22 protein-coding genes and 1 pseudogene are annotated in these 26,976 nt (G+C 66.6%); 12 read left to right on the top strand and 11 right to left on the bottom strand.

The genetic code is table 11. The features are described from left to right. Window positions 1-103: 103 nt before the first annotated feature. Window positions 104-307, top strand: a complete 204-nt coding sequence (locus OO015_RS06485) for a hypothetical protein (RefSeq protein WP_265940418.1) — start codon at window positions 104-106, stop codon at window positions 305-307. Beyond that, window positions 307-2,042, top strand: a pseudogene (locus OO015_RS14195) (heavy metal translocating P-type ATPase). The gene OO015_RS06485 and the pseudogene OO015_RS14195 overlap by 1 nt, the downstream one beginning before the upstream one ends. Window positions 2,043-2,089: 47 nt before the next feature. On the opposite strand, the gene OO015_RS06500 reads toward OO015_RS14195, so the two are convergent. Next, window positions 2,090-3,256: a class I SAM-dependent methyltransferase gene (locus OO015_RS06500; RefSeq protein ID WP_265940421.1), complete on the bottom strand. Its 1,167-nt coding sequence runs from the start codon at window positions 3,254-3,256 to the stop codon at window positions 2,090-2,092. Between the two features lie 84 nt (window positions 3,257-3,340). Between OO015_RS06500 and OO015_RS06505 the strand changes: the two genes are divergently transcribed. The 5 genes from OO015_RS06505 to OO015_RS06525 all read left to right on the top strand — a co-directional run bounded on the left by OO015_RS06505 (window position 3,341) and on the right by OO015_RS06525 (window position 7,169). Continuing rightward, the gene (locus OO015_RS06505) at window positions 3,341-3,997 is read left to right on the top strand and encodes an RNA methyltransferase (protein WP_265940422.1); all 657 of its coding nucleotides are present in this window, start codon (window positions 3,341-3,343) and stop codon (window positions 3,995-3,997) included. Between the two features lie 141 nt (window positions 3,998-4,138). Then, window positions 4,139-4,849 (top strand): TetR/AcrR family transcriptional regulator, encoded by a 711-nt coding sequence (locus tag OO015_RS06510; RefSeq protein WP_265940423.1) that lies wholly within the window; start codon window positions 4,139-4,141, stop codon window positions 4,847-4,849. After that, window positions 4,846-5,772, top strand: coding sequence for an ABC transporter ATP-binding protein (locus tag OO015_RS06515; protein ID WP_265940424.1), 927 nt, complete (start codon window positions 4,846-4,848; stop codon window positions 5,770-5,772). The genes OO015_RS06510 and OO015_RS06515 overlap by 4 nt, the downstream gene beginning before the upstream one ends. Beyond that, window positions 5,769-6,578, top strand: a complete 810-nt coding sequence (locus OO015_RS06520) for an ABC transporter permease subunit (RefSeq protein WP_265940425.1) — start codon at window positions 5,769-5,771, stop codon at window positions 6,576-6,578. Before OO015_RS06515 ends, OO015_RS06520 begins: the two co-directional genes overlap by 4 nt. A 51-nt stretch (window positions 6,579-6,629) precedes the next feature. Further along, a complete protein-coding gene (locus OO015_RS06525) occupies window positions 6,630-7,169 on the top strand; it encodes a type 1 glutamine amidotransferase domain-containing protein (protein ID WP_265940426.1) in 540 nt (179 codons plus the stop codon). 36 nt (window positions 7,170-7,205) lie between these two features. Here the strand turns inward: OO015_RS06525 and pyrF are convergent, their stop codons facing one another. Next, on the bottom strand, window positions 7,206-8,051 hold the full coding sequence (gene pyrF / locus OO015_RS06530; RefSeq protein ID WP_265940427.1) for an orotidine-5'-phosphate decarboxylase: 846 nt from the start codon (window positions 8,049-8,051) through the stop codon (window positions 7,206-7,208). Window positions 8,052-8,099: 48 nt separating this feature from the next. On the opposite strand from pyrF, the gene OO015_RS06535 reads away from it, so the two are divergent. Next, window positions 8,100-10,766 (top strand): hypothetical protein, encoded by a 2,667-nt coding sequence (locus OO015_RS06535; RefSeq protein ID WP_265940428.1) that lies wholly within the window; start codon window positions 8,100-8,102, stop codon window positions 10,764-10,766. On the opposite strand, the gene OO015_RS06540 is transcribed toward OO015_RS06535, so the two are convergent. From OO015_RS06540 to OO015_RS06555, 4 genes are read right to left on the bottom strand one after another with little or no spacing between them, the layout of a single operon-like run. Next, a complete protein-coding gene (locus tag OO015_RS06540; RefSeq protein WP_265940429.1) occupies window positions 10,744-12,363 on the bottom strand; it encodes a sensor histidine kinase in 1,620 nt (539 codons plus the stop codon). The genes OO015_RS06535 and OO015_RS06540 overlap by 23 nt on opposite strands. Beyond that, window positions 12,360-13,070: a response regulator transcription factor gene (locus OO015_RS06545; protein ID WP_265940430.1), complete on the bottom strand. Its 711-nt coding sequence runs from the start codon at window positions 13,068-13,070 to the stop codon at window positions 12,360-12,362. The genes OO015_RS06540 and OO015_RS06545 overlap by 4 nt, the downstream gene beginning before the upstream one ends. Window positions 13,071-13,116: 46 nt before the next feature. After that, a complete protein-coding gene (locus OO015_RS06550) occupies window positions 13,117-13,956 on the bottom strand; it encodes an ABC transporter permease (protein WP_265940431.1) in 840 nt (279 codons plus the stop codon). Between the two features lie 15 nt (window positions 13,957-13,971). Next, a complete protein-coding gene (locus tag OO015_RS06555) occupies window positions 13,972-14,970 on the bottom strand; it encodes an ABC transporter ATP-binding protein (protein ID WP_265940432.1) in 999 nt (332 codons plus the stop codon). 290 nt (window positions 14,971-15,260) lie between these two features. Between OO015_RS06555 and OO015_RS06560 the strand changes: the two genes are divergently transcribed. The 3 genes from OO015_RS06560 to OO015_RS06570 all read left to right on the top strand — a co-directional run bounded on the left by OO015_RS06560 (window position 15,261) and on the right by OO015_RS06570 (window position 20,894). Further along, window positions 15,261-16,271: a threonine ammonia-lyase gene (locus OO015_RS06560; RefSeq protein ID WP_265940433.1), complete on the top strand. Its 1,011-nt coding sequence runs from the start codon at window positions 15,261-15,263 to the stop codon at window positions 16,269-16,271. A gap of 4 nt (window positions 16,272-16,275) precedes the next feature. Then, a complete protein-coding gene (locus OO015_RS06565) occupies window positions 16,276-18,405 on the top strand; it encodes a tetratricopeptide repeat protein (protein ID WP_265940434.1) in 2,130 nt (709 codons plus the stop codon). Between the two features lie 182 nt (window positions 18,406-18,587). Beyond that, window positions 18,588-20,894 carry a hypothetical protein gene (locus tag OO015_RS06570; RefSeq protein ID WP_265940435.1) on the top strand — a complete coding sequence of 769 codons (2,307 nt, stop codon included), beginning with the start codon at window positions 18,588-18,590 and terminating at the stop codon, window positions 20,892-20,894. Here OO015_RS06570 and OO015_RS06575 read toward each other — a convergent pair. Genes OO015_RS06575 through OO015_RS06595 form a run of 5 tightly spaced genes read right to left on the bottom strand, consistent with a single transcriptional unit; the run spans window position 20,891 to window position 25,116 of the window. Then, window positions 20,891-21,547 carry a hypothetical protein gene (locus OO015_RS06575; RefSeq protein ID WP_265940436.1) on the bottom strand — a complete coding sequence of 219 codons (657 nt, stop codon included), beginning with the start codon at window positions 21,545-21,547 and terminating at the stop codon, window positions 20,891-20,893. The genes OO015_RS06570 and OO015_RS06575 overlap by 4 nt on opposite strands. After that, window positions 21,544-22,590, bottom strand: coding sequence for a DNA polymerase III subunit delta' (holB, locus tag OO015_RS06580; RefSeq protein WP_265940437.1), 1,047 nt, complete (start codon window positions 22,588-22,590; stop codon window positions 21,544-21,546). The genes OO015_RS06575 and holB overlap by 4 nt, the downstream gene beginning before the upstream one ends. After that, window positions 22,587-23,345, bottom strand: a complete 759-nt coding sequence (locus OO015_RS06585) for an NERD domain-containing protein (protein WP_265940438.1) — start codon at window positions 23,343-23,345, stop codon at window positions 22,587-22,589. The genes holB and OO015_RS06585 overlap by 4 nt, the downstream gene beginning before the upstream one ends. 55 nt (window positions 23,346-23,400) lie before the next feature. Next, complete coding sequence (locus OO015_RS06590) at window positions 23,401-24,267, bottom strand: mechanosensitive ion channel family protein (protein WP_265940439.1); 867 nt, start codon at window positions 24,265-24,267, stop codon at window positions 23,401-23,403. A gap of 42 nt (window positions 24,268-24,309) precedes the next feature. Continuing rightward, entirely contained in the window at window positions 24,310-25,116 is an 807-nt protein-coding gene (locus OO015_RS06595) for a hypothetical protein (protein ID WP_265940440.1), read from the bottom strand. Window positions 25,117-25,805: 689 nt separating this feature from the next. Between OO015_RS06595 and thiO the strand changes: the two genes are divergently transcribed. Further along, the gene (thiO, locus tag OO015_RS06600; RefSeq protein WP_265940441.1) at window positions 25,806-26,954 is read left to right on the top strand and encodes a glycine oxidase ThiO; all 1,149 of its coding nucleotides are present in this window, start codon (window positions 25,806-25,808) and stop codon (window positions 26,952-26,954) included. The last annotated feature ends 22 nt before the right edge of the window (window positions 26,955-26,976 follow it).

The raw sequence follows: 26,976 nt of genomic DNA on the forward strand, positions 1-26,976 counted from the left end.
GGAGAACCAGCTGGCCGCGCATGCGCCTGCTCGACGAAGATACCCCCTATGGGTATACTGGGGTGCGCTGCCAGCTGCCCATGCGGGGCATGATCCAGGCCTCTTGCGGCGCCGCTTCTGGATCTCGCTCGTTGCGACGATCCCGGTGGTACTCGTCCAGAGCCCGTTGCACGACCTGCTCGGTCTCCCGACCGTACCCGGTGCTGCCATCGTCGCACTGGCGCTCTCGCTCTTCGTCTATGCAGCGGGGGCATCATCTTCCTCCAAGGAGCCCGCGACGAGCAGCGCGCCCGCCATCCTGGGATGATGACGCTGGTCGCTCTGGCGATCACCGTCGCCTTGCTCTACAGCCTCGCCACGACGCTCGGTTTCCCCGGCGAACCGTTCTTCTGGGAGCTGACCACGCTGATCGTCGTCATGCTGCTCGGGCACTGGCTCGAAATGCGGGCCGTCGGGCGGACGCAACGGGCACTGGAGGCGCTGGCACGGCTGCTCCCCGCCACCGCGGAGCGGGTCGAGCCGGACGGCAGCGTGCGCGAGGTACCGGTCTCCGAACTCCGTCCTGACGATATCGTTCTCGTCCGTCCCGGTGCGCGGATCCCGGCTGATGGCATTGTCATCGACGGTGAATCGGAGGTGAACGAAGCGGCGGTGACCGGCGAGTCGCGCCCGGTACCCAAGCAGCCGGGGAGCGCGGTCATCGGTGGGACGATCAACGGCTCTGGCCTCTTGCGCGTCCGGGTGACGCACGTCGGAAGCGAGTCGTTCCTCGGCCAGGTGCTGCAGCTCGTCGCTCGCGCCCAGCAGGAACGCACGTGCCTGCAGGCACTGGCCGATCGGGTCGCCTTCTGGCTCACCATCATCGCGATCATCATCGGTACGGTGACCTTCCTCAGCTGGCTGGCCGTCGGTGATGTCACCACCGTGGTGACGCGAGCCGTCACGGTGCTCGTCATCGCCTGCCCCCACGCGCTCGGCCTGGCTATCCCGCTGGTGGTCACGCTCTCGACCGGTCTCTCGGCGCGGAGCGGCATTCTCATCCGTAACCGGCAAGCGTTCGAGCGAACTCGCGCCGTCGATACGGTCGCCTTCGATAAGACCGGGACGCTCACGCGGGGCGAGTTCGCTGTCGTGGAGACAGCCGTGGCTCCGGGGTTCGACGAGGGGCGAGCGCTGGCGCTGGCTGCTGCCGTCGAGAGCGGTTCCGAGCACCCGATCGCGCGGGCGATCACCCAGCGGGCTGCCGAGCGCTCGCTGCCGCTACCGGTCGCCGAGGACGTGCGTGCCATACCTGGACACGGTATCACGGCGCGTGTCGACGGCCACACGGTCACGGTCGGACGGCTCGGCTTGCTCGACGGACGACCGGACTGGCTCGAGCCCGCTAGGAAGAGCGTGGCATGACGATCGCCGTCTTGTTGGTCGACGAGGAGCCGCGTGCCGCCTTCGCGCTGGCTGACGAGATCCGACCGGAGTCGCGCGAAGCTGTCGCACTGCTGCATCGCGTGGGGATCCGTGTCGCCATGTTGACCGGCGACCAGCGGGCTGTGGCATCGTGGGTGGCTCGGGAACTCGGTATCGACCGTTTCATGGCCGAAGTGCTGCCTGAGGACAAGCAGCACTCCGTCCGCCAGCTCCAGCAGGAGGGACACATCGTCGCCATGGTCGGCGACGGGATCAACGACGCGCCGGCCTTGGTCGCGGCTGACCTGGGGATCGCCATCGGCGCTGGTACCGATGTGGCGATCGAGAGCGCTGACGTGGTGCTGGTGCGCAACGATCCGCGCGATGTGGTCACGGTGCTGGAGCTGAGTCGCCGGAGTTACCGCAAGATGCTCGAGAACCTGGGATGGGCACTCGGCTACAACGTCATCGCCATTCCACTGGCTGCTGGCGTGCTGGCACCGTATGGCATCGTGCTCGCACCAGCGGTCGGCGCGTTGCTGATGTCGCTCAGCACGGTGATCGTCGCGCTGAACGCGCTCACCCTGCGAGCCGGCTCCGCGCTCTCGGGAAGTGTGGCGACAGCCCACGCGCACTGACCGCGCGGCAGTCCGGCATAGTACGGTGGATCGGATACGGTTCTCGTTCAGTCCGAAGACGCTGTCGCGTGTGTCGAGAGCGGTACACCGGTGAGGAGCCGTGCGCGAAAGCCGCTCGGTAACGCGGAAGGCGCGACCTGCTTGCCGAAGAGGGCGACGCGGAAGCGCCCCATCCCACCTGGATCGAGGAGGTGAAAGGCCGCGGCACGCGCCGCAAGGTAGCGCTCGGCGGTCATGCCGGGCTCAGTCTGGAGCGCGACGAGCAGTTCACCCAGACCGCCGTGAGCGAGAAATTCGGCTTGCGTAGTGAGCGCGAGCGGTACGAGGCCGCGGTCCTGTGCTGCGAGCTCGAGCATCGTGAAGTCGACGTGCGCGGTGATGTCCCGCTCGCCCGTGTCCTGGAACGGATCGTCGGCGACGGTGTGGCCAGCGTAGGTGCGGATCGTCCCGGTGGGAAAACGCTCGGCATCGTAGCGTTGCGGAACGGGATACCCGTAATCGAGGACGAGGAGAAACCCGCGATCGAGAAACCGTACGGCCTCGTCGAGCCAGGCGAGTATGGCCAGGCAGAGTTCGGTCGTCTGCCCCTCGGTCAGCTGCACGCCGAGTCGATCGAGCCAGTGGGCGAGTTCCGCTGTCGAGAGCGGCCCGGCGACTTCGACGAAGCGCGTCCCGTCCCAGCCGACGTACAGCTCGCGCAGCTGCCCTCGCTCGCAGCGGAGCCGGTGGACGGGCAGCGCGTCGAGCACTTCGTTGGCCAGCACGATACCGGTCACCGGTTCCCGCGGTGGCTCGATCGCGAGATGCCCGAATCCGGCCTGCTGGAAGCGAGCGACGAGCGCCTGTCGAGCGACGGGGCTCCGTTCGATCGGGCAATAGCGCACGCAGCCGAGCAGATCCGGTTCGTTCTCGGCCAGATAGGCGCAAATGCCCAGTGCGAGCGTACCGGTTCCCGGACCGTACTCGAGGAGCGTGAACGGGTCGGGCTGGCCGAGGGCGTCCCAGAGTTCGCGCAGTTGCCGGGCGATCACCCAGCCGAAAATGGGGTGCATCTCGGGTGCGGTCAGGTAGTCGCCGGTGCGACCCACTCGGATCGCACGTGTGTAATAGCCGTAATCCGGATCGTAAAGCGCGTACTCCATGTATCGGGCGAAGGTGATCGGCCCGGTGCGCTCGATTTCGTTGCGGATACGCGCGACGAGTTCCTGGCTCACCGAGGCAGCCTCCGCTCCCTGCTCAGTCTACGCGATCGACGCTGCGCAGCGTATGGCTCCGTAGAATCAGCCTAGGGGTGAACGATGGAGCGACGCGAACGGCCGATCACCGAGCGACGCTTGCAGCGGATGCGCGAGGTGCTGGCACGTCGCCAGCCTGATCTGACGGTCGTCCTCGAGAACGTGCACGACCCGCACAACGTGAGTGCGGTCCTGCGGTCCTGCGATGCGGTCGGCCTCTTGGCTGTCCATCTCGTCTACACCGTCGAGGCGTTTCCCGAGCTGTCCGAGAACGTGTCGGGCAGCGCGCTCAAGTGGCTCGACCTGGTCTTCCATCCGACGATCGCTGCCTGCTGCGAGACGCTCCGCTCGCAAGGGTTCACCATCTACGCAACCTATCTGGGCGATCTTGAACACAGTTTCGATCTCTACGAACTCGATCTGACCAGGCCAGTCGCGCTCGTCTTCGGGAACGAGCAACGGGGTGTGTCCGACGAGGCGGTCAGGCTGGCCGATGGGAACTTCGTGATTCCGATGATGGGAATGGTGCGGAGCCTCAATATCTCGGTCGCCTGTGCGGTCTCGCTCTACGAGGCCTTGCGCCAGCGCCGGTTGGCGGGCCAGTACGATCGGCCGAAGCTGAGCGAGGCGGAGCGGCTGGGGCGCCTGCGGCGCTGGCTGGAGCGCGAGGGGCGGGCGCTTCCGGAAGAACTCCTCGGCCCCTCGCTGTCCAGCAGCTGACGGGCGATGCCGCGCGGACAAAGGGACGAGCCTCGTCGCGACGGCAGGTTGCGACGCCGGGTGGCGTGTCGCACCCTTGGCGTCGCGTCGCCAGTGCTGGACGATGAGACGGAAAAGGTCAAAGTCGTCTCAGGAGTCTCCATGCGGCGGATGCGGGCGAGCACGGAAGCGCGGATCATGGAGGCAGCCAGCCAGCTCTTCCTCCGGTACGGCTTCGAGAAGACGACGATGGACGACATCGCCCGGGAAGCTCGGGTCGCCAAGGCGACGCTTTACCGCTACTGGCCGAGCAAGGAAGCGCTGTTCGAGTCGCTGCTCTATCGCGAGATCCGCCTGGTAAATCGTGACTTCCTCGCCCGCGTCGAAGCCGACTCACGGGGTGGCACGATCGGCCGGATCATCTACCACGGCTTTGCGGCGGCCTACGACCGCCCGTTCCTGCGCGCCCTCATGACGACGGAAAGCCGGACGCTCGGTGACTTTCTCCGTCGCCACAGCCCTGACCTCTCGCATTGGCAGTTCCGGCTCGACCGGCAGCTCGTCGAGGCGTTGCAGCGCGCTGGCGTCCTGCGCGACGACATCGAGCCGGGATTGCTCACCTACCTCCTGTCGGTGGTTTCGCTCGGCCTAGCGAGCGCGGCCGAGTTCATCGCGCCCGACTACGCACCGCCGGTGGAGGCCCTGACCGAGGGGATCGCCGAGATGGTCGAGCAGGCTTTCGCACCGCCGGGTGACGGTGATTCGGCGCGCGGCAAGGAGGTCCTGCGCCACTTCATCGGTGTGATCGACGAGCGTCTCGCCGAGCTGGAGCGAGCGACCCGCCGGAGACTGCTGGAAGGAGACGCGGTATGAGCGGGAACCTGCCCATCACGGTCGAGCAGTTGACCCGGAGCTATGGAATGCAACGTGGCGTCATCGACCTGACCTTCACGGTCGAGCCGGGTGAGATCTACGGTTTCTTGGGGCCGAACGGTGCTGGGAAGACGACAACGATCCGCGTCCTCATGGGGTTCCTCCGCCCGACGAGCGGCAGCGCTCGTGTCTTCGGTCTCGATTGCTGGAGCGAGTCGACACGTGTGAAGGAGCGCGTCGGCTATGTTCCGGGTGACGTCCGGATCTGGGAGGACATGACGGGCAAGCAATTCCTCGAGTTCATGGGGGCATTCCGACCGTCTGTCTCGCCCGAGCGGCGCAGGATGCTTCTCGAGCGGTTCCAGGTCGAACTCGACAAGCGGATCAAGCAACTGTCACGCGGCAATCGACAGAAGCTCGCCCTCGTCCAGGCGTTCCTGCACGATCCGCCGCTCCTCGTCCTCGACGAGCCGACCAGCGGGCTAGACCCGCTCATGCAGCACGAATTCCTGACCTTCCTGCTGGAAGAGAAGGAACGTGGCAAGACCATCTTCCTTTCCTCGCACCAGCTCCCGGAGGTCGAACGGGTGGCTGATCGAGTCGGGATCATTCGGGAGGGGCGTCTCGTCGCGGTCCTCACGAGGGAGGAACTGAAACAGCGCCGGACGCGTCCGATGGAAGTCGTCTTCGCCGAGCCAGTCGACCCGGAGCGTTTCGCTGACCTGCCGGGAGTGCGCGTCCTCTCCGTCGAGAACGGGGGAACGCGTTTCCAGCTCGGGGTGCGCGACGATCTCCGGGCGCTCCTGCGCCGGCTGGCCGAGCTGCCGACCGTCGATTTGACGTACGCCCCGCCCGACCTGGAGAGTGTCTTCCTCACCTATTACCAGGCTGAGCACCGTGAGCGACAGGAGGCGGCGTCATGAGCTGGCCGATGGTCTGGAAGGCGATACGGGATCTCAGGTGGACGGTGTTCTGGTATGCCCTCGGGTTGGCGGTCTACATCGTGCTGCTCGCCTCGTTCTACCCGACGCTCGAGCGCCAGCGCGAGGAATTCGAGCGCGTGCTCCAACAGTACCCGGAGTTCCTCTTTCGTGTGTTCGGGATCGATCCCCAGCACACCCTGTTCACGAGCTTCGCTGGGTTCATGCATGCAGAAACGTTCGGTTTTATCTGGCCAGCGACGGCGCTGATTTTCGTCGTCCTGAGCGGTGCGGCAGCGGTCGCGCAGGAGGTCGAGCGTGGCACGGCGGAATTCTGGCTGTCGGTGCCGGTCTCGCGCGCTCGCTTGCTCATGAGCAAGCAGCTCGCATTGCTCGCTGGCATCCTGTTCGTCGTCCTGACCAGTGCGGTCGCGCTCGCCGCGAGTGCGGCTGCGTTCGGCGGCGAGTTGACTGGCCGCGGGCTCGGCCAGCTCGTCCTGACATTGACGAGTTTCCTCGTCGCCTTCGCTGGGTTGGCCACGCTCGCTTCGGCCTTCACGAGCGAGCGGTCGAAAGCGGCAGGCCTCGTCGCGGGCGTGATTCTCCTCATGTATCTCGCCTGGCTCGTCGCGGGTCTCAGCGAGGAAGCACGCTGGCTTCGTTACCTTTCGCTCATGACAGCCTATGACCCGCAAGCCGCGATGCTGGGTGGGCTGGCCTGGTACAAGCCGATCGTCCATCTTGTGGTCGGCATCGGCGCGGCGCTCGCGGCACTCGTCGTGTTTGCCCGACGTGATATCGTGGCCTGAGGACATGGCACACTAGAGAGAGACGGGCCGGTACAGCGAGAGGGGGACGCGATGGCTGAACTCACTGGCAAGCGGGTCGCGATGTTGCTCGCCAAGGATTTCGAGGACGTCGAGGCGACCGATCCGAAGCAGTACCTGGAGGCGCGTGGCGCCGAGGTCGTGATCGTCGGCCTCGACCGGGAGCCGATCACCGGCAAGAAGGGAACCGTGCTGCAGCCGGACAAGACGATCGACGAGGTGACGGTCGAGGAGTTCGATGCGCTGGTCATTCCGGGCGGTGGCTCGCCCGAAAACCTTCGCATCGATGACCGAGCGGTCGCCTTCGCGCGCGCCTTCGTCGAGAGCGGCAAGCCGGTCGCGGCCATCTGCCACGGGCCGCAACTCTTGATCTCGGCCGATGTGTTGCGTGGCCGGACGGTCACCTGCGTCAAGAAGATCCGCGACGACGTGAAGAACGCCGGTGCGATCTACGTCGACGAGGCGGTGGTCATCGACGGGAACCTGATCACCTCGCGTGTCCCGGCGGATCTGCCGCTCTTCGACGAAGCGATCGCCAAGGCGCTGGCTGCTGTCCCAGCGCGCGGTGATTGAACTCCTGCCTTGTACCAGCGGGTGGGCGGCCGGTCTTCAGCGGCCGGTCGCCTGCTCTTGCATTTCGGCCCGCACGCGTTCGATCCGGTCGCGCAACCGTCGGGCTACGTCCCGGGCTGCCTGAGCGAAATCGCTCCCGCGACTCGCATAGAGGATCGCCCGCGAGACGGTGACGAGCAGGGGGCCGTTTCCTTCGCTGATCCCCGCGCGTACTGCTTCCTCCAGGTCACCGCCCTGCGCACCGACACCGGGAGCCAGGATCGGGAGATCCGGGCAGCGTTGCCGGATCAGTGCGAGGTCGACCGGGTACGTCGCACCGGCGACGATCCCAAGATTTCCGTATCGTTCGTTCCATTCCCGCACGCGATCGGCTAACCAGAGGTACAGGGGGTCACCGGCTTCGCCGACCGGCGCGTCCTGCAGCTCGACCGCACCCGGATTCGAGGTGCGCACTAGGACGAAGACGCCGCGGTCAGCGTACGCGAAGAACGGCTCGAGTGCCTCGCTGCCGAGGTAGGGATGCACGGTGACCGCATCGAAGCCCAATGCCTCGAAGACCGCCTGCGCGTACGCAGCCGACGTGCTCGCGATGTCGCTGAGCTTGGCATCCAGGATGACTGGGATCTCCGGTGGAACGAGTTGCCGCGTTTCGGCGAGCGCCTCGATGCCCGCGGCACCGTGGGCGAGATAAAAAGCGAGGTTCGGCTTGTAGGCGCAGACGAGGTCGCTCGTCGCCGCGACGATCGCGCGGTTGAACGCGACGATGCCGCGCGCATCGCGCGTCACCCCCTCGGGAAACCGTTCGGGGTCGGGATCGAGTCCGATGCACAGGAGTGACTGGTTGCGGGCTATCGCCTGCTCGAGACGCTCGCGAAACGCCACGACCGCGCTCCTTTCACGAGCCCTAGAATAGCAAGGAACCCGACACGGGTGTCCGAGCATGCCATGACGACCGGTGACGAGCTACTCACGACGACGCTCCAGCGTCTCTTCGGTCCACGGCTCGGGGGCTGGGCCAGTGCACCGGCTCGAGGCCGGTCAGTGCCTGAGCGCCTTGCCGTCGTGTGGTGGCGAGGACAGCTCGTGCTCCTGCTCGCTCGTCTCTGCTGGAGACGTCCTCGGGTCGATCTCGCTGATTTCGTGCTCGCACTCCATCTCCACGGTGCGACGCTGCGGGACCTCGCGGCGGTCAGTGGGCTCGACGAGGAGCGATTGAGCCAGCTGGTTCTCGAGGCTCGCCGGCGCTACAGCGCATCCTGGGTGTCCCCGTGCCCGGACGGTGCTGACCTCGTGACCCGCTGGCGCGACCTCGCAGCCGAGCCCGACAGCTGGCGGCTGTTGCTAGCGCACAGCGCGTCGTGCCGATCCTGTCGTTTCGCCCTCGCCGCCTGCCGCCTCGCCGATGAGCGCTTCGCGGCTGGCCCGCTCGAACACGGCGTCGTTGCACGATCCCGCCCAGGCAACCGGTTCGTCCGTGCACTCGCCGTGCTGGCCGTGCTGCTGCTGGTGCTCGGACTGGGTTACCCGCTGCGGCGGGAGCCAGCACCCGCTCTGCTGGATGCTGTGCCACCAGTGTCCGGCCCGTTCGTCTGGCTCGGATCGGCTGGGCCGTACAGCCTGGCCTTCGATCTGGGGCGGCGCCAGTGGATGCCCGTGCCAGTCCAGTTTCCTGTCGATGCAGGGAGCTTCCGTCTGCTCAGCCCGGACGACCAGCTGGTCGCAACCTGGACACCTGACCCGCCGCGCGAACCGCGCTGGCTCGACGTGCTCGCGCTCGACGGCACGCGGATCGCGCACTGGCGGTGGGACAAGACGACGACACGGCGGCCGCTCGGCTGGCTCGATCGTGTGACCCTGCTCGTGCGCGAGACACCGAGCCGCCTTCCCTACGAGCGCGAGGCCGAATATCTCGAGCGGCTCCAGCAGTCTTCCCGCTTGCTCGCGGTTTCAATCCCGAGCGGCCAGGAAACGATACTGGCTCAGGAGCTGGTGAGCGATGCCGTCCCGGCACCGGACGGGAGAACGCTCGCGCTCGTGCGAGCCATGGAGCCGTTCGGCACTGGAGCGACGAGTCGTGCGATCGAGCTCCGCACGCTAGGTGGAGCGGAGTCTGCCGGTACGCTCGCGCGCGTCGACGGCTATCTGGGCTCGATCGGCGAGCAGCCGCTCTGGCTGCCCGACAGTTCGGGCCTCGTGTTGGCACGCCGTCCGCCGGGTGCTCCACCGACCTTGCCGGCACCGACCGAACTCGTCCTGCTCGAGCGTGACGGTACGATCCGCACGCTCTTCCCAGCTCGCCCTGATACGATCGTCCGTCCGCTGGCCATCGCGCCCGATGGTTCGCGCCTGCTCGTCGTGGCGATCCCGATCGGGCAGTTCGAGCGCGGGGACTTCTACGAGCTGAACCTCCGCGACGGGAGTCAGCGTGCCGTGTTCGGTCTCGATCGTCTCGCTGGGCCGATCGCTGCGCGGTGGCTCGGGAACGAGGCGCTCCTCGTCGTCGTGCGGGCGCTCCCGAGCGCTGCGACCGATCCCTCGGTGAGCGAGTGCACGGAACTCTACATGCTCACTGGGAAAACATCGGTCGCACTCGGCTCCGCGCCCGGTCGTTGGGGGTTCGACGCCTGGGGTCAGTCGCTCCTGAGCGTGCTCCCGGCTCTCCCGGCTGGGACGCGCACGCCTTCGTCGGTCCCGCGTGGACCAGCGGATGGGCCGTTGCTACTCGCCCCTGGCGGGCGCTGGCTGCTGGCAGCCACCCGACCTGGTTCCCTCGCTCTGTGGGACGCGCAGAGCGGGATCCCGTTGACCGAAAGCTGGCAGCTCACGACTCCGGTTTGGCATCCGAGCGGGTTCGGCTTCTACGCTCTCGGGCAAGATGGGCAGCTCGTCTTGACCACACGTTCACTGGACGGTGTGTGGACACCGATCCGGCTCGTGTTGCCGGATCGCGAGCCGGTCGAGCGCGACGGCATCGCGATCGGGCCCGATGGACGCGTCGCTCTCTGGCAGCGCGCAGCGGACGGGTCGCTGACGCTCCGGATCGGCTTCTTGCCTGCTCTCGTGACGGTCGAACGTGCGACCGTCTCGCCCGCGAGCGGGCGTGCCTGCGCCGTCTGGCGCGCAGCCGGGCGGCTGCTCCTCGCTGAGCCAGGAGCGGGCGATCGCCTGGTGCTGAACGAGATCGTTCTCGCTGGGGACGGCTCGCTCCGCGAGCAGCCGCTCACTCGCGTGCGACCGTTCGTCGGACGGGCGGTCGAATCGTGCGAGCTCGCGGTCGATCCGCGTGGAGAATGGGTTGCGCTGCGTGCCCGCAGCGGCGATCGAGCGAGCGTGCTGCTGGTGCCACTCGCCGTGCCACAGGAGCCGGTCTACCTCGCCGAGGGGATCGCTGGCCGGAGCCTCTCCTGGTCGCCGGACGGGAGCGCACTGGCCTTCGACTTGGGCGAAACGGTCTTCGTCTGGAAACGGAGCGGGTCGGAGGAGCAGCGCCTGGTCAGGGGACTGGCTCATCTCGCCTGGGTCGACCCCGAGAAGCTGTGGCTCCTCGTCAGCGAGGGTGAACAGGCGCATTTCGTCACGTGGACGCTCGGGGAGTGAGCTCGCCGTCGCCCTGCTGGGCCGTGGAGTCCGGCTGAGCGACAGGCAGTGTGAACGACACCGTCGTACCCTGGCCAGCCTGGCTCTCGATCCAGATCGTTCCTCCCTGTGCCTCCACGAGCTGGCGGGCTACGGCCAGACCGAGACCGCTCCCGCTCTGCGGATCGCTGGTCGAGCGGTAGCGACCGAACGGTTCCTCGAGGAGCTCAGCCGGGAATCCCGCTCCGGTATCGCAGACCTGCACGATGACAGTGCTACCGGCGTGGGCAGTGCGCAGGTGGATGACACCTCCTTCCGGTGTATGACGGAGCGCGTTGTGCACGAGGTTCATCAGGACCTGACGGAGTCGCAGAGCATCGGCGTGCACAGGCGGGCAGTCCGGTGAGACCTCGCTCGTCACCACGATCCGACCGGCTCGCCAGGCGAGCGGTCGGACCGACTCGACGATCGCGGTGAAGATAGTCGCGAGATCGACTGGAGCGAGATGGAGCGGGAGCCCTCGCTCGTCGAGACGCGCCAGGGTGAACAGGTCCTCGATGAGCCGGCTGAGCGTCTCCGTCTCCTGGGCGATCTGCTCCAGCTCCTCCTGGAGATCGGGTCGTTCGCGGGCTACGCGCTCGATGAGGTTGTCGGCCCGCACCCGGATGAGCGCCAGCGGGGTTCGGAGGTCGTGCGCCACGTTGGCGAAGAACGCTCGACGCTGCTGCTCCAGGCGCTCGAGTGCTCCGGCTAGCAGGTTGAACCGTGCGGCCAGCCGTCCGAGTTCGTCCCCTGAAAGGACCGCCACGCGGCGTCCGAGCTCACCGCGCACGATCGCGTCGGTGGCTGCCTCGAGTTCCTGCAGCTGGCTACGCATCCGTCGCGTGAGGAGAAAGCTCGCGACGAACGAGACGATCGCTGCCGGAATAGCCGCGGTCAGGAGGAAGTCGCCGACAACCAGGCCGAGGCCGAGAGCGAGCGAGGCGAGGTGTCCAGCGAGCGTGGGTGGTGGGTGACCGACTGGCTGGGTCCGGAGTCCGACGGCTCCGAGCAGCGTGCCGTCCGGTGCGACGATCGGGTAAGCACTGACCAGCATCGTGCCCTGCTCAGCGCGCCGGACGAGTGGCCCCTCGCGAGAGAGGTCGCGTGTACCAGCGAGCGCGGCGCGAAATGCCTCGCGCCACTCGAGCGGCTCCAGTTGCTCGAGGGAGCGGACGGATTCCAGGGTCGTCGCCAGAACCGTCCCGTCGGGCGCGACGACGGTGATCCCGGTCTGTTCGTTCACTGTGCCGCCGAGCGGGCCGCTCCCCGGGATGGCAGTGGAACGGAGCGAGCGGAGCGTCTCGTCGAGTGCGCCTGGATCGTCACGCGCTCGCTCGACGTGCGGTGGGAGCAGCTGGGCGATGAGCCGTGTGCCGTTCGCGAAATCGGGATCGTAGGTGATACCCGTGTTGAGCAGTTCGTCACCGCGGGTGAGGACAGCGATCACGACGTAGGTCACGACCACCAAAACGAGCGTCAGAAAGGCGACCGCGAGGTGCGAGACCAGGAGCGTGCGGCTCAATCGGCCCGTTAGCAGGCGGTGAGGAGCAGTGCGGAGCGGGTGCCAAGCCGTCATCGGTCGCCGTCCCGTCGCGCGAACCGGTAGCCGACCCCCCAGTACGCAACGAGGCGGTCAGCTGGCGAGCCTGGGCCGCCGAGTTTCTTTCGAATCCGGGCGATACAGGCATCGACTGCGCGTGCGCCGACACACGAGTCGTTCCCCCAGACACGATCGAGGAGGTACTCCCGACTGAAGACCCGATCGGGATTCGAGGCGAGAAACCAGAGGAGCGCGAACTCGCGAGCAGTGAGGTGCACGAGCCGGCCGCGGCTCTGCACCGCGTGCGTCGCAGGGTCGATGACGAGGTCCGGCAACTCGATCCGTTCGTTACCCTCTGCCAGCCGACTCGCTTCGGCCATCGCCTCGACACGACGCAGGAGCGCGCGGACCCGAGCGACGAGCTCGCGAAGCGAGAAGGGCTTCACCACGTAGTCGTCAGCGCCGAGTTCCAGTCCGAGCACGCGATCGAGCTCGCTGCCCCGGGCTGTGACGACGAGGATGGGGACGAGCGACTCACGACGGAGCGCTCGCAGGACATCCAGGCCGTCCAGCCCGGGAAGCATGAGATCGAGGACGACGAGGTCGAAGTGCTCGCTGCGAGCGAGCGCGAGTCCGCTCGGCCCATCGTAGGCGGTCGAAACACTGTGACCGGCCTGCTCGAGAGCCGTGCGGAGATGACGGGCCAGCTCGATCTCATCCTCGATCACGAGGATCCGTGCCACGGGTAGGACTCCCAGCACTGTGCAGGCATGATACCTGAAGCGCTCCCTAGTTGCTCGACCGCACCTCGAGGTCCCGACGCTGGAACCACCATACGGTGAGCGCAGCGAGCACGATGGTCCAGAGGAGCACGACGAGAACAGCCTGTCCGAGCGGTGGCGTACCCGGTGAGACCGCACCACCGAAGGCTGGGGCACGCGCGATCGCTTCGGCGTTCCAGAGATAGAAGAGGCGCGGGATTTCGGCCCACCAGCCACCGAGCCCTTGCAACAGGGCAGCCAGCACTCCCTCGGTCAGCACCAGCCCGATCGTGATACCGACCGCGACGGACTGCGAACGTGTCCAGACTGTCAGGGCCAGAGCCAGGACGACGGGTGCCACGAGCGATCCGATAGTCCGCAGCGGGAGGAGGAGCACCGCCACCAGCCACGCCTCCATATCCGGGGCGACCAGGGCCGGTCGGTCGAGCCACAACGCTGCAAGCAGCGGCGCAGCGCTCAACGGGACGAAAGCGGTCGCGAGTACGAAGACGACCGTTCCGGCGAGGAGTGCGAGCAGCTTGGCCCCTAGCGCTTGCCAGCGAGGAAGACCTGTCGGCAAGATCAGTCGCCAGGTGCCCCAGCTGTACTCGTTGGCCACGAACGTTGCGGCGACGATAGCCAGGAACGTCTGACCGAAGCTCCCTGCGAGATAGAACGCCTGCTCGTAGGCACCAGGAAACGTCAGGCGCGCGACGAACTGGTCGCGCACTGCTGGAGCGCCGCGCTGCGCCATCCAGAGGGCGAAAGCCAGCCAGAACAGGCTCAGCCCGATACCGAGCAGAACGGATACGCGGAAGAGCCGTAGACGACGGAGTTTGAACCATTCGACCGCTACTGCTCGCAGCATTACTCACCTCTCTATTCATCGGCGCAAGCGCGACCAGATCGGCCGTCGTCTCGCCGTCTCGCTGGATGGAGTCCCCTCTGCCTCCGTCATCGCCAGGAAGAACTGCTCGAGCGTGGTCTCCTCCCGGCACAACTCGAGCACCGGAATCGCATGCTCGACGAGAAGCCGGGAGAACGCTTCGTGACGATCCGGCGGAATCAGGAGACGCATGAGCTCACCGTTCTCCTCGAGAACCTGTACCCAGGGCAGCTGCTGGAGCGCAGCCTGCAGCCGCGCCCAGTCCGGCGTACGGAGTCGGAAAGTTCGGTTGCCTGTCAGCAAATCGGCTAATGCACCCGTGGCGACCGTCTCTCCCCGCGCGAGAATCAGGACGTGGCTGCAGGTCTGTTGCACTTCGGCGAGGACGTGGCTGCAGAGCAGGATCGTCTGACCACCAGCGGCGAGGTCGCGGACGAGCTCGCGCACTTCGACGATCCCTTGCGGGTCGAGCCCGTTGGTCGGCTCATCGAGGACGAGGAGTGCCGGTTCGTGCAGGATAGCAGCGGCGATCGCCAGGCGCTGCCGCATCCCGAGCGAGTAGGTGCCGACCCGCTGGTGGGCTGCCTGGGGCAACCCGACCAAATGCAGCGCCTGCGCGATCTGCCGCTCCGGTACGCTGCGAAGGCGGGCGAGGATCGCCAGGTTCTCCCAGCCACTGAGATAGGGATAGAACGTCGGTGACTCGACGAGCGCACCGACATGCCGGAGGGCCTGGTGCGCCGCTCGGCGCGCATCGATCCCCAGGACCCGTATCTCGCCTGCGTCCGGCCGCACCAGGCCGAGCAAGGCGCAGATCGCCGTCGTCTTGCCCGCTCCATTCGGACCCAGTAACCCCAGCACCTGACCGCGCTCCAGCGTGATCGAGAGATCGCGGAGGACGACGCGCCGGCCGTACCGCTTGGTGAGACCGCGGACCTCGAGCACCGGCGGGTCTGGCGCGGGAGTCAGCGCGTGTCCGGCTCGAACCATCGGCATTTGCACCGATCGCCTCCTTCCCACGTGCGGCCTCCCGTATCCCGTCGAATGCCATTGTCGGAGTGACCGGTGACGAAATCGTGACAGGACTGTTCCGATCTGATGACACTCGTTCGAGCGGTCGAGTTCGAGCGGCCCCATCTCGTGACGGGCCGAGGGAGCGAGTGGCAGACTCTGGAGCATCGGGTACTACCCTCGTGGGGGTACCTGGGGTGATGGACAACCTCCCCAGCGCGTCGTACGCTGGAGTGGTGCGTGGGGGATCGATCGAGTCGGACGAGGGAGCAACAGTGGCCGGGGCGGGAGAAGATCGTCGTTTGGAGCCACCTACGTTTCAGGACGTCGTGCGTGCGCGTGCGGTCGTGCGACGGTATCTCGTACCGACACCGCTCATTCATTCGCCGCTGCTCAGCGAGCACCTCGGCTGCGAGATCTACCTGAAGTGCGAGCAGCTCCAGCCGATCGGTGCCTTCAAGGTGCGTGGCGGGATCTATCTCATGAGCAAGCTCTCTCCGGAAGAGCGGGCCCGCGGCGTCGTGACGGCTTCGACCGGGAATCATGGACAATCGATCGCCTACGCAGCTCGCCTGTTCGGTGTCCGCGCGATCGTTTACGCGCCGGAAGGGGCCAACCCGCTCAAGGTCGCGGCGATGCGCCGGCTGGGAGCGGAGGTCGTTCTCACGGGGCGCGACTTCGACGAAGCCCGGCTCGCCTGTGAGGCGCGCGCGGCCGCTGAGGGGCTCCGCTACGTTCACTCAGCCAACGAGCCGGATCTGATCGCTGGTGTCGGTACCTACGCGCTGGAAATCCTGGACGACCTACCTGATGTCGAAGTCGTCATCGTCCCGATCGGAGCGGGAAGCGGCGTCTGCGGTACCGGCATCGTCATGAAGACGGTGAACCCGGCGATTCAGGTGATCGGGGTCCAGGCAGCCGGTATGCCGGTCGTGTACGAGTCCTGGCGCCAGGGGCGCCTCCTGGAACTCGCGACAGGACACACCTTCGCCGAGGGGATCGCCACACGCGTCGCCTTCGAGCTTCCGCTCCGGATCATCCGCGAGCGTGTCGACGATATCGTGCTGGTGACCGACGAGGAGATCGCTCGCGCGATGGTCGAGCTCCTCGAAACTCGGATCGTCGCTGAAGGGGCTGGCGCCGCCGCCCTGGCTGCGGCGCATCGGATTCGCGACCAGCTTACGGGCAAAAAGGTCGTCCTCGTGGTGAGCGGGGGCAATGTGACGCTCGACACGCTCCGCTGGGCCTTCGGTGTCTCCGCAACCTCGACCGCATCTCTGGGGTGAGTCGATGAGTGTCTTCGAGCAGTTCGGGCGCTGGCTTCGCCGGCGACAAGGGATCGAGCGGAATCCGCTCTATCGGATCGCGAGCGATGTCGTCGAGGGGCGACTGACGGTCGAGCGAGCGTATGCGGCGGCTGAGCATCCGAGCACGGTCGCGCGGCTCGCTGATGGTGACCTGTGGGAAGTGCTCGACGAGGCGAGTCATCTCGCGCTCGATCGGCCGGATCAGGCGTTGCTCCTGAGCCGCCTGGTGATCCTCGCTGCCCGGCAGAAGGGGTTCGACCGCGTCCTGATGGAGGCGAACCTACGGGCAGCCGATATCCTGGCCGAGTATCTCGGGCCGGACGAGGATGAGACACGGGAGGCCGAGCGGCAACGGGAGCAGGAGCTGCATCTCCAGGAAGCGCTGCGAGCAGCGCGGCGGATTGCCAATGCAGCTGGACAGCGGCGTGCACTGGCTCGCCTGGCTCGTCTCGCCTGGCAACGCGGGGACCGGGACCGGGCCCGCGAGCTCCTCCTGCGCCAGCTCGAGTCCGGTCGCGAGGACACCGACACGCTCGAGGATGTCGAGACCGCACTCATGCTCGGCGATCTGGCCCGGCAAGAGGGGAACCTTTCGGCTGCCCGGGAGTTCTACAACCGGGCGAGTCGGAGTGCCCGGCGGGTCGGTCACTATGCTGGCATGGTCGATGCCTTGCTCCGGCAAGTCGCCATCCTCCGGGAACTCGGCGACCTCGATGCAGCGTACGCCCTCCTCCAGCAGGCCCATGAGGCAGCTGAGCGGATGATCGACCATCGTCTGCAGGCTGAGATCGCGATCCAGATCGGCGCGATCCTGGCCGAGCAACGGCGGCTCAGTCAGGCCCGTGCTGCGCTCGTCATGGCGCTCGAGCGAGCGCGCGCAGCAGCCGACCTCGCGCTGGAGAGCCGCTGCTTGATCGGCTTGACGCAGATCGAGCGACAAGCTGGGAAGTTCCGCGACGCAGCGGATCACCTGCATCAGCTCGCCAACCTCGAGCTTCGTCTCGGCAACCGGCGTGCCGCGATTCGGGCACTGCTCGATGCTGCCGAGTTCTCGCTCGAGGCGCGACAGCCGCAGCGCGCGCTGCAGTTGCTCCAACTTGCCCAGCAGCAGAGCGAGGCGAACGAAGATCAGGCGCTGCGCCAGCGGCTGTTCGGTCTTTCTGGGCTCGCGCATGCCGCACTCGATCATCGTGGCGAGGCGCTCGAATATCTCTACCAGGCGTTCCGGCTGGCCCAACAGAGCGGTGATGTCGGTGAACAGGCCCGCTGGTTGATCGGGACCGGCGAAGTGCTGCTCGAGTTCGGTGAGCTCCAGGATGCGATCACGGTTGCCAAGCACGCAGCAGCCCTCGTCCGTACGGCCGGAAGCCTCAAACTCGAGGCGCAACTGGCTGTGCTGCTGGGGGCGATCGCGCTGGCGCGTGGATTGCGCCGGGAAGCTGAACAGCATCTTCTGCAGGCGTGCGAGCAGGCAGAGCGAGCCCGCGACTTCGCCGCCCAGGAGCGAGCGCTCTTGCTTCTGGCCGAACTGCAACTCCAGGATGCCGATCCGCACGGGGCCATCGGCTATCTCCGGCAAGCGCTCGAACTGGCCACGGCGACGGGGAACGACGAGCTTCGTGCCCGCCTGCATGGGCGGATCGCCCGCCTCTACCAGTCGTTGCACTTCTTCCGCGAAGCGGAGGAGCATTACCGGGCTGCCCGACAGATCGCACAGGAGATCGATTCGTTGCCGCTCCTCGCGCGAGCCCTGCGTGGTCTAGCCACGGTGCTCGATGCCTCCGGTCGGGTCGACGAGGCACTGACGACCTATCGCGAGGCGATCGCGCTGGCGGAGCAACTGGGTGACCGGCGGGCAGCACTGGCGCTCCACTACAACGCAGCGCTTCTCCTGTTGGATCGCGGCAATGACGGGGAAGCCCGCTATCACCTGCGCCTCGCCCACGAGCTGGCTCTGGCCTTGGGCGATGACCAGTTCGCTGCCAGCCTGCGGGAGTTGCTCGGGCCGGAGACCCGCCAGACCGCTAGCTTCGAGGAACCGGCTGACGAGCTCCTGAGCGAGTCCCCACTGAGCCCACGCCGGCGAACGGAGTCACCGTACGATCTCCCCTAACCTCTGGTGCCGCGTACGAACGCGTGTTCCTCTAGACGTACGTACACCGCCTGTGCTAGACTGCACGGTGCCAGGCAGGCACCAGTGGGGTGCGTTGGCGCGTGGGAACACCGGATCCCCGCGCTCTGGGGTGCCGTGTTGCCTGGCACGGACCTGGCGATCGGCGAGAGGAGCGAAGAGGGATGTCGTACGTCGTCGAGCGGAGCGTCCGGTTCGCGCGGGCCAGTTCGTCGCCCTATGCTGCATTGCAGCTCAGCGGTGAACAGCAAACGACCGGGTTGCGGCTCTTCGCGGCCGTGGTCGAACCGCTCGAGCCGTTCCCGAGCAGCCCGGAGGTCGGCCGGCGCGTGCTCGCCCTCTTGCAGCATGCTGTCTGGCAACTCGGCCCGCACGCTTCGCTGGACGAGCTGAGCGAGGCGCTCACGGAAGCCTTTCTGCGCGCCAACCACTGGCTGGTGACGCTCAACAGCGGTCGTCCCGGTTCCCAGTGGCATCGCTTCGGTGCGACCTGTGCTTTGTTGAACGGTAAAGACCTCGTGCTCGCACAGGTTCCGCCGAGTGCAGCGATCGTCACACAAGATCGCGAGATCTTCGCCTTTCCGCCCGAAGCGGACGAGCCGGCACGCTTCGCGAGCGCGCTCGGGAGCGCACGCCAGCTCCAGCCAGCTCTCTATTACACCCGCAGTGCTCCCGGTGACCTCCTCGTGCTGACGACAGCAGCCTACGGGCAAGAGTTGCTGTCTCGGTACGGAAGACGTCTCGTGGATGCGACTCCTGCACAGATCTTCGATCTGCTCGAAGAGCTGTCCCTCGATCACGGCGATCCCACCAGCCCCCCGGTGGTCGCCTTGCGTCTTCCGGAACCGCTCCGGTTCACACAGCAACCCGTCCGCCGCGTGAGCGAACTCTTGCGGCTCCTCCTGCCGGAGCGCCAACCGCAGGACGAACGTCCTGCGACGAGTGTGGACGGATCGGATGTTGACGCGGTGCAGGCGCACGGGCAGACTAGAAACGCGCCGGAGGAGTGGGCTGCGGACGAACCAGGAACCCGAGCGACGGCCCAGCCGGACGATGACCCACTCGCCGTGTACGGGCAACAGGTCGGTGAAGGGGTTGACAGCGAGCCGCCACCAGCGGCTCCCAGGGGTAGGGGGCGAACGCTGATCGAGCTTATCGCTGGGCTCGCCATTGCGACCGTCACCGGGTTAGCCGGGATCTGGCAGCTCTTCCGGCGCCGACGGCGACCGCTTCTCCCGCAGGATGAAGGGACATTCGGTCTGCCCCGACTGGAGCGACACGAGGACCGCATTCGGCTTCCCGATCTCACCCCGGTGCGTCGTCAGTTGCCGCGCTTGCCAGCGAGTCGCCTGACCGGGCTCATCGCCTTGGGGATCATCGGGGCACTCACGACGACGCTGGTCGTCTCGATCCAAAGCGAGCGAACGTCCGAGCGTGAACAGGCGTACACGCAGCTGTACCAGTCCGCGGTTGCCGAGCGCCAGCTGGCTGAACAGTCAACCGACCCGGCGATCGCGCGAGCCTACCTGCACACAGCTTCACAGCGTTTGGAACGTGCCGCTGCACTTGGACTGGATCCGCAGCTCGTCACGCAGGAACGGGCGGCGATCGAGCGTGCCCTCGATCGGTTGCTGCATGTCGAGCGGTTGCCGGCGAATGCGGTACAGCTCCTCGGTGCCGTACCCCCGGCTCCGGACGGTGTCACACCGCGTCTCTTCTTCGGGAACGGTCAGCTCTACCTGCTCACCGATGCGCTGTACCGGCTCGATGCTGGTGGAACGCGTCTCGTACGCCTGCTCGGTCCAGGTGACCGGGTCGATGGTGTCGCGGTGGGGACGCTCGTCGGTGCAACCTGGGACGACGGTGTCCCGGTGGCGTTCGACGGCAGCGTCGCGTATCGTTTCGATCCCACGACTGCCCGCTGGAGCGCAATTCCAGTGGGCACGTTTGGCGCCCCGTACCAGAACGTCGCGGCTGTCGGTGCCTTCACTGGGAACCTCTACCTGCTGCAGCCGCAGAGCGGACAGATCCTCCGTTTCCTGAGCGGTTCCTATCAGAACCTGCCCGAGGACTGGACCGGTGGCCAATCAGCTGATCGGCTGCGCGCAGCGGTCGATTTCGAGATCGACGGTCGGATCCATGTGTTGCTCGCTGATGGGACGGTGCTCAGCTTCTACCGTGGCGCGCTGGAAACGGAGGCCAAGCCCCAGATCGACCCACCGGTGAGCGACGCGGTGGCCCTGTCGCAGCAACCGGAGCGCCCCTACCGCTACGTGGGGACGCGGAGCGGCCGGATCATCCGGCTGCGCACGGACGGCACGGTCGTCCAGCAGTTCGTGAGCGGGGCTGGAGCACCGTCGCTCGACGGACTTCTCGACGTAGCGGTGGACGATGTGCAGGGTTTGGCGTACGTGCTGACCGAGCGCGGGCTTTTCCTCGTCCGCTTGCCAGCGCCACCAGCGGGTTCCTAGGCCCACGGCGGATCGCTCACGTCGTCGACTCCGAACCGCACCGATTCCTCGCCGATCCGGACGAGGACGGTGCGGTCGCGTGTGCGGACCGACTGGACGATACCGACGCCACGCGGCGTAACGACTGTCGCACCGATGCGGGGATAGCGGCCGGGTCGCAGGCGGCTCCCCTGCAAGAGGCGGGTCAAAGCTCGCTCGACCGAGCCGTCATCGCGAGCAATGCGCCCGAGGCTACCGTGCAACGCCAGGTCTGGTTCGAGGGTGACCACCGCGATCGGACAGTCGTATCGCTCACTCAGCGTTCGAACCAGCTGGGTGACCTCGCTCGCCGACGACGTGACCAACTCGAGCACGATCCCGCCAGCGAGCGAGGGCCGGATGCCGCGCACCTTCTTGGCCCACTCCGCAGTGAGCGACCGTGCGAGGGTAAGACCGCGCTCCAGGAGTGCTGGCAACCCACGCAGCTCGTCCTCACGCAACGGGCGTGCGGAGAGGAGGTCGCTGTCATCCTCGCAAACGAGCAGTGGCTCCGCACCGACGAGTGCTGCTGCTTCCTCGCCGAGCGGCCCTGGCACTGCTAGCCAGGACGAGTCGGCCGGTGTCTCCGCCCACTCGACACCTGCCGAGCCGAGCCGTCGGACCGCACACCTCATCCGCTCTGCTCCGTCCACACGACCGCCAGCGCATCCAGTGCCAGTCGCGCTTGCACGTTCGCCTCCAGGTCAGCCATGCTCTGGAGTGTCGCCTCGAGTGCTGCGACCGTCCCAGCGAGCCCTCGGCGTCGTGCCAGCGCTTGGAGTGCTGCTCGGGCTTCCTCGTGTACGATCGGTGCTGCCTGGTCGGCGGCCAGCCAGACCGCGTCGCGCCAGAGTTCAGCGGCCAGCAGCAACATCTTCCGCACCGCTGCCCGCTTGCCTCGCCGGTACTGCTCGGTGAGACGTCGCGCGAACCCGACTGCCGCCAACGGCTCGGACATCGCAGCGACGACTTCTCCGACCCGCTGCTCGTACCCGGCGAGGGCAGTTTCGTCCTCCACCAGGCGGAAGGCTTCGGCGATCCGCCCGCGCACGAGGGTGGCGATCCGTTTCGCACGCTCACGACTGACACCGCGTGCGGACAACGCCTCCTGGATCACGTGTGCCGGGAGCGGGGTGAGGTGAAAGATCTGGCAACGCGAGCGGATCGTTTCCGGCAGGGCGTGAGTGTCCTCGGCGATGAGCAGCAGTACTGCATACGGTGGAGGCTCTTCCAATGTCTTCAGGAGCGCATCCGCGGCGTCGCGCGAGAGTCGCTCGGCATCGTCGATGATCGCGACGCGCCAAGCACCTTCGAGCGGGCGCAGCGAGAGGCTCGCACGGAACTCTCGGATCCGATCGATCGAGATGAGCTTGATGTCGTCCGGTTCCGCATCCAGTGCGATCCGCGTCACGTCCGGATGGACGCGCCGGGCGACGCGCTCGCACGCTCGGCAATGGCCGCATGGGCGTTCGGCGAGCGGTGCCTCGCAGAGCAGCGCGCTCGCGAAGGCGTAGGCCAACGTCGTCCGGCCGATCCCCGCTGGGCCGGCGAAGAGGTAGGCATGGTGAACCTGGCCAGCATGGAGTGCGCGGGTCAGCGTGCTGGTGACTCGTTCGTGTCCGAGGACTGGCCACCGCGGCGCTGGTTGCGAAGGAAGCGCATCGATCCGTTCGCTCATTTCGCCTTGGCTGGTTCGCGTGTCGGGAGCGAAATCGGTCCTTCGACCTGTTCGCCCTGCGCGAGTGCCGTCACGATCTCCTCGATCTCAGCGTTGCTCAGTCGCCGCTCGGTACCGTAGGCGCGGATCGCGTCGAGGAGCTCCTTGCGGGTGACGACGGTGATCGGGCTCTCGACCACTTCGAGCTGGGCCTGATCGTTCAGAAAGACGATCAGCCCATCGACGTGCTCGGCTCCGGGCAAGTCGCGCTGCTGGAGAAACGTGCGGAGTGCCTCCATCTGGCGCTGGCATTCGACGGTCGGGTTGCCGAGCGGCGGTCCGCCGAAGGTCAGGAGACGCAGGATAAAGCGATCCAAACGCCGCCAGCGTGTGCCGCGCACGACGATACGGCCCGCCAGTTCCCGTGTCGTGATGTTCAGGATACCCCCGGGCCAGACGAGCACATGTTCCGGTCGCCAGCCGGCGGGGATGTCCGGGTAGTGGACGAGCGTGTAGCGATCGTTGAGACGACGCAAGGTTGCATCCAAAAGCTCGTCAGGACGCGGGCGCCGGTTCCACTTCGCCCACTGTTGCATCCCAGCATTGAAAAAGAGGAAGCCAGTGATGAGGGCAGCGTACGCGAGATAGATATAGAGCAGCTGCTGGAAGAAGGTTAGGGCGATCGAACCGAACAAGCCGGTGAGCCCGACGGCGATCATGACGCGCGACGCGCGCTGACGACGCTTCAGGTAACCGACATTCCGCACGACGCGCATCGGACTCCCCCTGCTCGGCTTACCGCCTTCACCTACGGTCAGTCTAGCATGCCTTTCAGGACGAAGCTGGTGGCTGTGGCGAGGACGGGTGGAAGATCATGACGGTTCGCGGATAAGGGGCACTGATACCGGCCTCGCGCAGGGCGTACAGGATGCGACGGCGTAGCTCCCGCGCGACGCGCCACTGCTCGCGAGGTCGCGTCTTCACCGCGATCCGGATCGTCGCCTGCTGCTGGCCGATCGATTCCACGCCGAACACCTCGCCCGGCTCGAGAACGAGAGGCCCCAGCTCAGGATCGCTCGGCAGTGCCGCCAGAAGCGGCCGCAGGATATCGATGATGCGATCGACGTCCTCCTCCGGGACCAGCGGGACATCGATGATCGCACGTGCCCAATCACGCGACAGGTTCTGGACGATACGGATCTCCCCGTTCGGGACGATGACGTAGGCACCCTCGAGCGTGCGGAGCGCCGTGTACCGGAGTGTCAGCGCTTCCACCGAGCCGCTCACATTGTTGACGTGAATCACGTCCCCGACGTGGTATTGGTCCTCCAGGACGATGAAGATCCCTGCGATGACGTCGCGGATGAGTGTCTGGGCACCGAGGCCGAGAGCCAGACCAACGACGCCCGCACTCGCCAACAACGGGCCGATCGGCACGCCATAGATTGAGAGGATCGTGAGCAGGGCGAGAAGGATTACGGTCAAGCGTACGGCCGATTCAGCGAGCGTCGTCAACGTGCGGACACGCGCGGCTTCTTCGCGCGCGGACAACCGCTCGGATTGCAGCGCCCGTGCAACTGCGCGCTGGATCGTCGCGCGGGTCAGGCGGAGTACGATCCAGGCCAGGAGAATGATGACGAGGGCGAGAATCGTCGGTTCGACGAGCGCCGCCAGGCGGTCGAGGAAACGATCGATCATCGCATCTCCGTTCGCGGTGTCCGGTACCTGGGAGGACAGGAGTTACTCGACGCTCTCGTCCGTGCCGGGGTTACCGAGTATCTGCTCCCATCCTCGGAGTCCCTCCTCGGTGAGGACGAGCGTGCCACGGGCGATCGCTGTTTCCGCTGGGATTTCCGTCCGGATCGGGGCCAAGACAGCGACGACGGACGAGAGTTCTCGACGCAATCGTTCGATGCGTTCGCCGGTGACCGCCAGTGTCGATTCATCCAGTTGCGGAACCACCCACAGGAGGAGCCAGATCGGTCCTTGCCTGCCGGGATAGCGCAGGGTACCGGAGACCGCTACCCGGGCACTGAGCCAGACCTCTGCGGCCTCGCTGGACAGCTGCAGTTCATCGTAGAAGAGGCCAGGTGTTCCCCACCGGAGCTGGGTCAGCCAGCGGCAGAACATGGTGGGAACGTGTCGCTCGATCTCTTGCCCGAGTACGAGGAGCGCGAGGCGCTCCTGCTCGCGCACGATCTGCCGGAGCAACACGTTGACACCGACCAGTTGGCCTGTCACGTGTTCGAACTGGTCGGCCAGCGCGACGACGGCTTGACGGATGGCCGCATCGGCCTCTGCGACTCGTTCGATCTGGTTCGCGACCGTCGTCAAGATCTCGTTCACCCGGCCTTGCGCTCCGGTCATCTCGCGGAACAGCGTACTGACCTCACGCATCGCCTCGGAGACACCGCGTAGCTGATCGGTGGTTTGCCCCTGAACGCGAATCAACTCCTTCAGTTGGTCGACCGTGATCCGGTGCAAGGAGACGATCTCGCGGACTGCATGCTGGATGGCATCGATCGGTGACGAGTGGTTCGGTTCCACGCATTCCCCCGTTCCCGCTCACATGCCTCGAGGATAGCACGCGTGCTCCTGCACTGTAAGCGAGCGCGGTGAACCAGGAACCGAGCGTTGCACGCGTTTCTCACAGAAGCGAGCACAACGAGCGGGGAGAAACATTGTACTCCCTGGTCGCTGCAGCGTGCGCCAGGCCCGACGGTGTGCTGCATGGAGGGCAGGCCTTGCTGGTGGACGAGACAGAAAACGCGACCCCGACGAGCCCTTCGTGTCCCGGCGCGCTCCGCCAGTCTCGAACTCACCCCCTTCCCGGCTCGCGCCGGTCCGGTTGGAGGTCGATTCTGGTGCCGCCCTCTCGGAGCGGCAGTCCCGGTAGGTGGCTACCGGAACCGGATCGGGCTATCCGGTCTCCCGGATGCCCTGCGACGGTCCGACGACGACTCGTCGGGATCGCATCCTTACGATAGCACACCTGTGTCACTGTGTCAAGGGGTCTTTTCGGAGACGAACGAGTCACCGTGAGCGAGCTGTCGCGCGGCGTTCCAAGCGAGCTGGTGGACGAACGGACGATCGAGCCGACGCAGCGTACAGCTCCGGTACCAGGAGGCGCGCTCCGCGCAGCTATCGCGATGGTATGGTTCGCACGAGGGCTTCCAGCCCGAGGGCTCGGCTGCACCGTCTGGGGGTACGCCGCCGCGACGGGAAGGAGTGGAGGTATGACGAGAAAGCTCGAACCCTATCCGGATGTCATCGTTGTCGGGGGCGGGGTGATCGGTGCGACGATCGCGTACGCACTGTCACGCCGGGGCCAACGGGTCGTGCTGCTCGAACGCGAGGCGGTCGGTGAGGGCACGTCGCTCGCCTCGGCTGGTATCGTCAGCCCTCTCGACCAGCGCCAGTACCTGCCCGAACTCGTGCAGTTGCTCTGGCGGAGTATCCGCTCCTATCCCTGGCTGGTCGGCACACTCGAAGAGGAGACGGGCCTTTCGGTCGGCTACCGCCAGTGGGGGAGCTTGCTCGTCGCGGAGACGGACGACGAAGTAGCGACGCTGCGCGAGGTCGGTCATTGGCTCGACGCAGTTGGGTTCACTGTCGAGTGGCTGGACGGCCCGGCTGCGCGTGAGGCCGAGCCGCTGCTTCCGGTGCATATCCAAGGCGGGCTCCTCATCGAGGATGGGGCCAGTGTGCTGGTGCCGCAGCTCGTCCGCGCGGCAGTCGCCGCCGCCCAACGTCGTGGTGCGACCGTCTACGAACACACTGCGGTCACTGCACTCGAAGCGGCTGGGGATCGGGTAGTCGCAGTGCACACGGTGCACGAGCGGCTCCCGACCAGTGCGGTCGTGCTGGCAGCAGGAGCCTGGACGGGGCAACTGGTCGCTCCGCTCGGCGTCTCTTTACCGACCGTGCCGGTCAAGGGGCAAATGGCACTGGTAGAAGGAAGCACTGCACGCCCGCGCCACATCTTGGGTGGGCCGAGCGTTGCCAGCTACGTCGTCCCGCGCGTGGACGGGCTGATCTGGATCGGGACGACGGTCGAGCGCGGGCGCTGGGGGACACGACCGACCCCACAAGGGCTCTGGCAGTGCATCGACACGGCCCGGCGGGTGGCACCGGCGCTCCTCCACGAAGAGATCGTCGCTGTGGGTGCCGGATTACGGCCAGGAACAGCCGATGACCTGCCGGCTTTAGGGCGCCTACCGGGCTGGCGCAACTTGTGGGTCGCGACAGGGCATCTCCGGCTCGGTATCATGCTGGCGCCGGTGACCGCCGATCTCGTCGCGGAAGCGATCGAGCAGGAAAGTGAAGCGGTTTTCCCACCGGCCTTTTCACCCCGGCGATTCGCCGGTGCTACCGGCACAGCCTGAGCCCACAGCACAGACCGGTGAG

It is taken from the genome of Thermomicrobium sp. 4228-Ro (assembly GCF_026241205.1).
GTDB lineage: Bacteria > Chloroflexota > Chloroflexia > Thermomicrobiales > Thermomicrobiaceae > Thermomicrobium.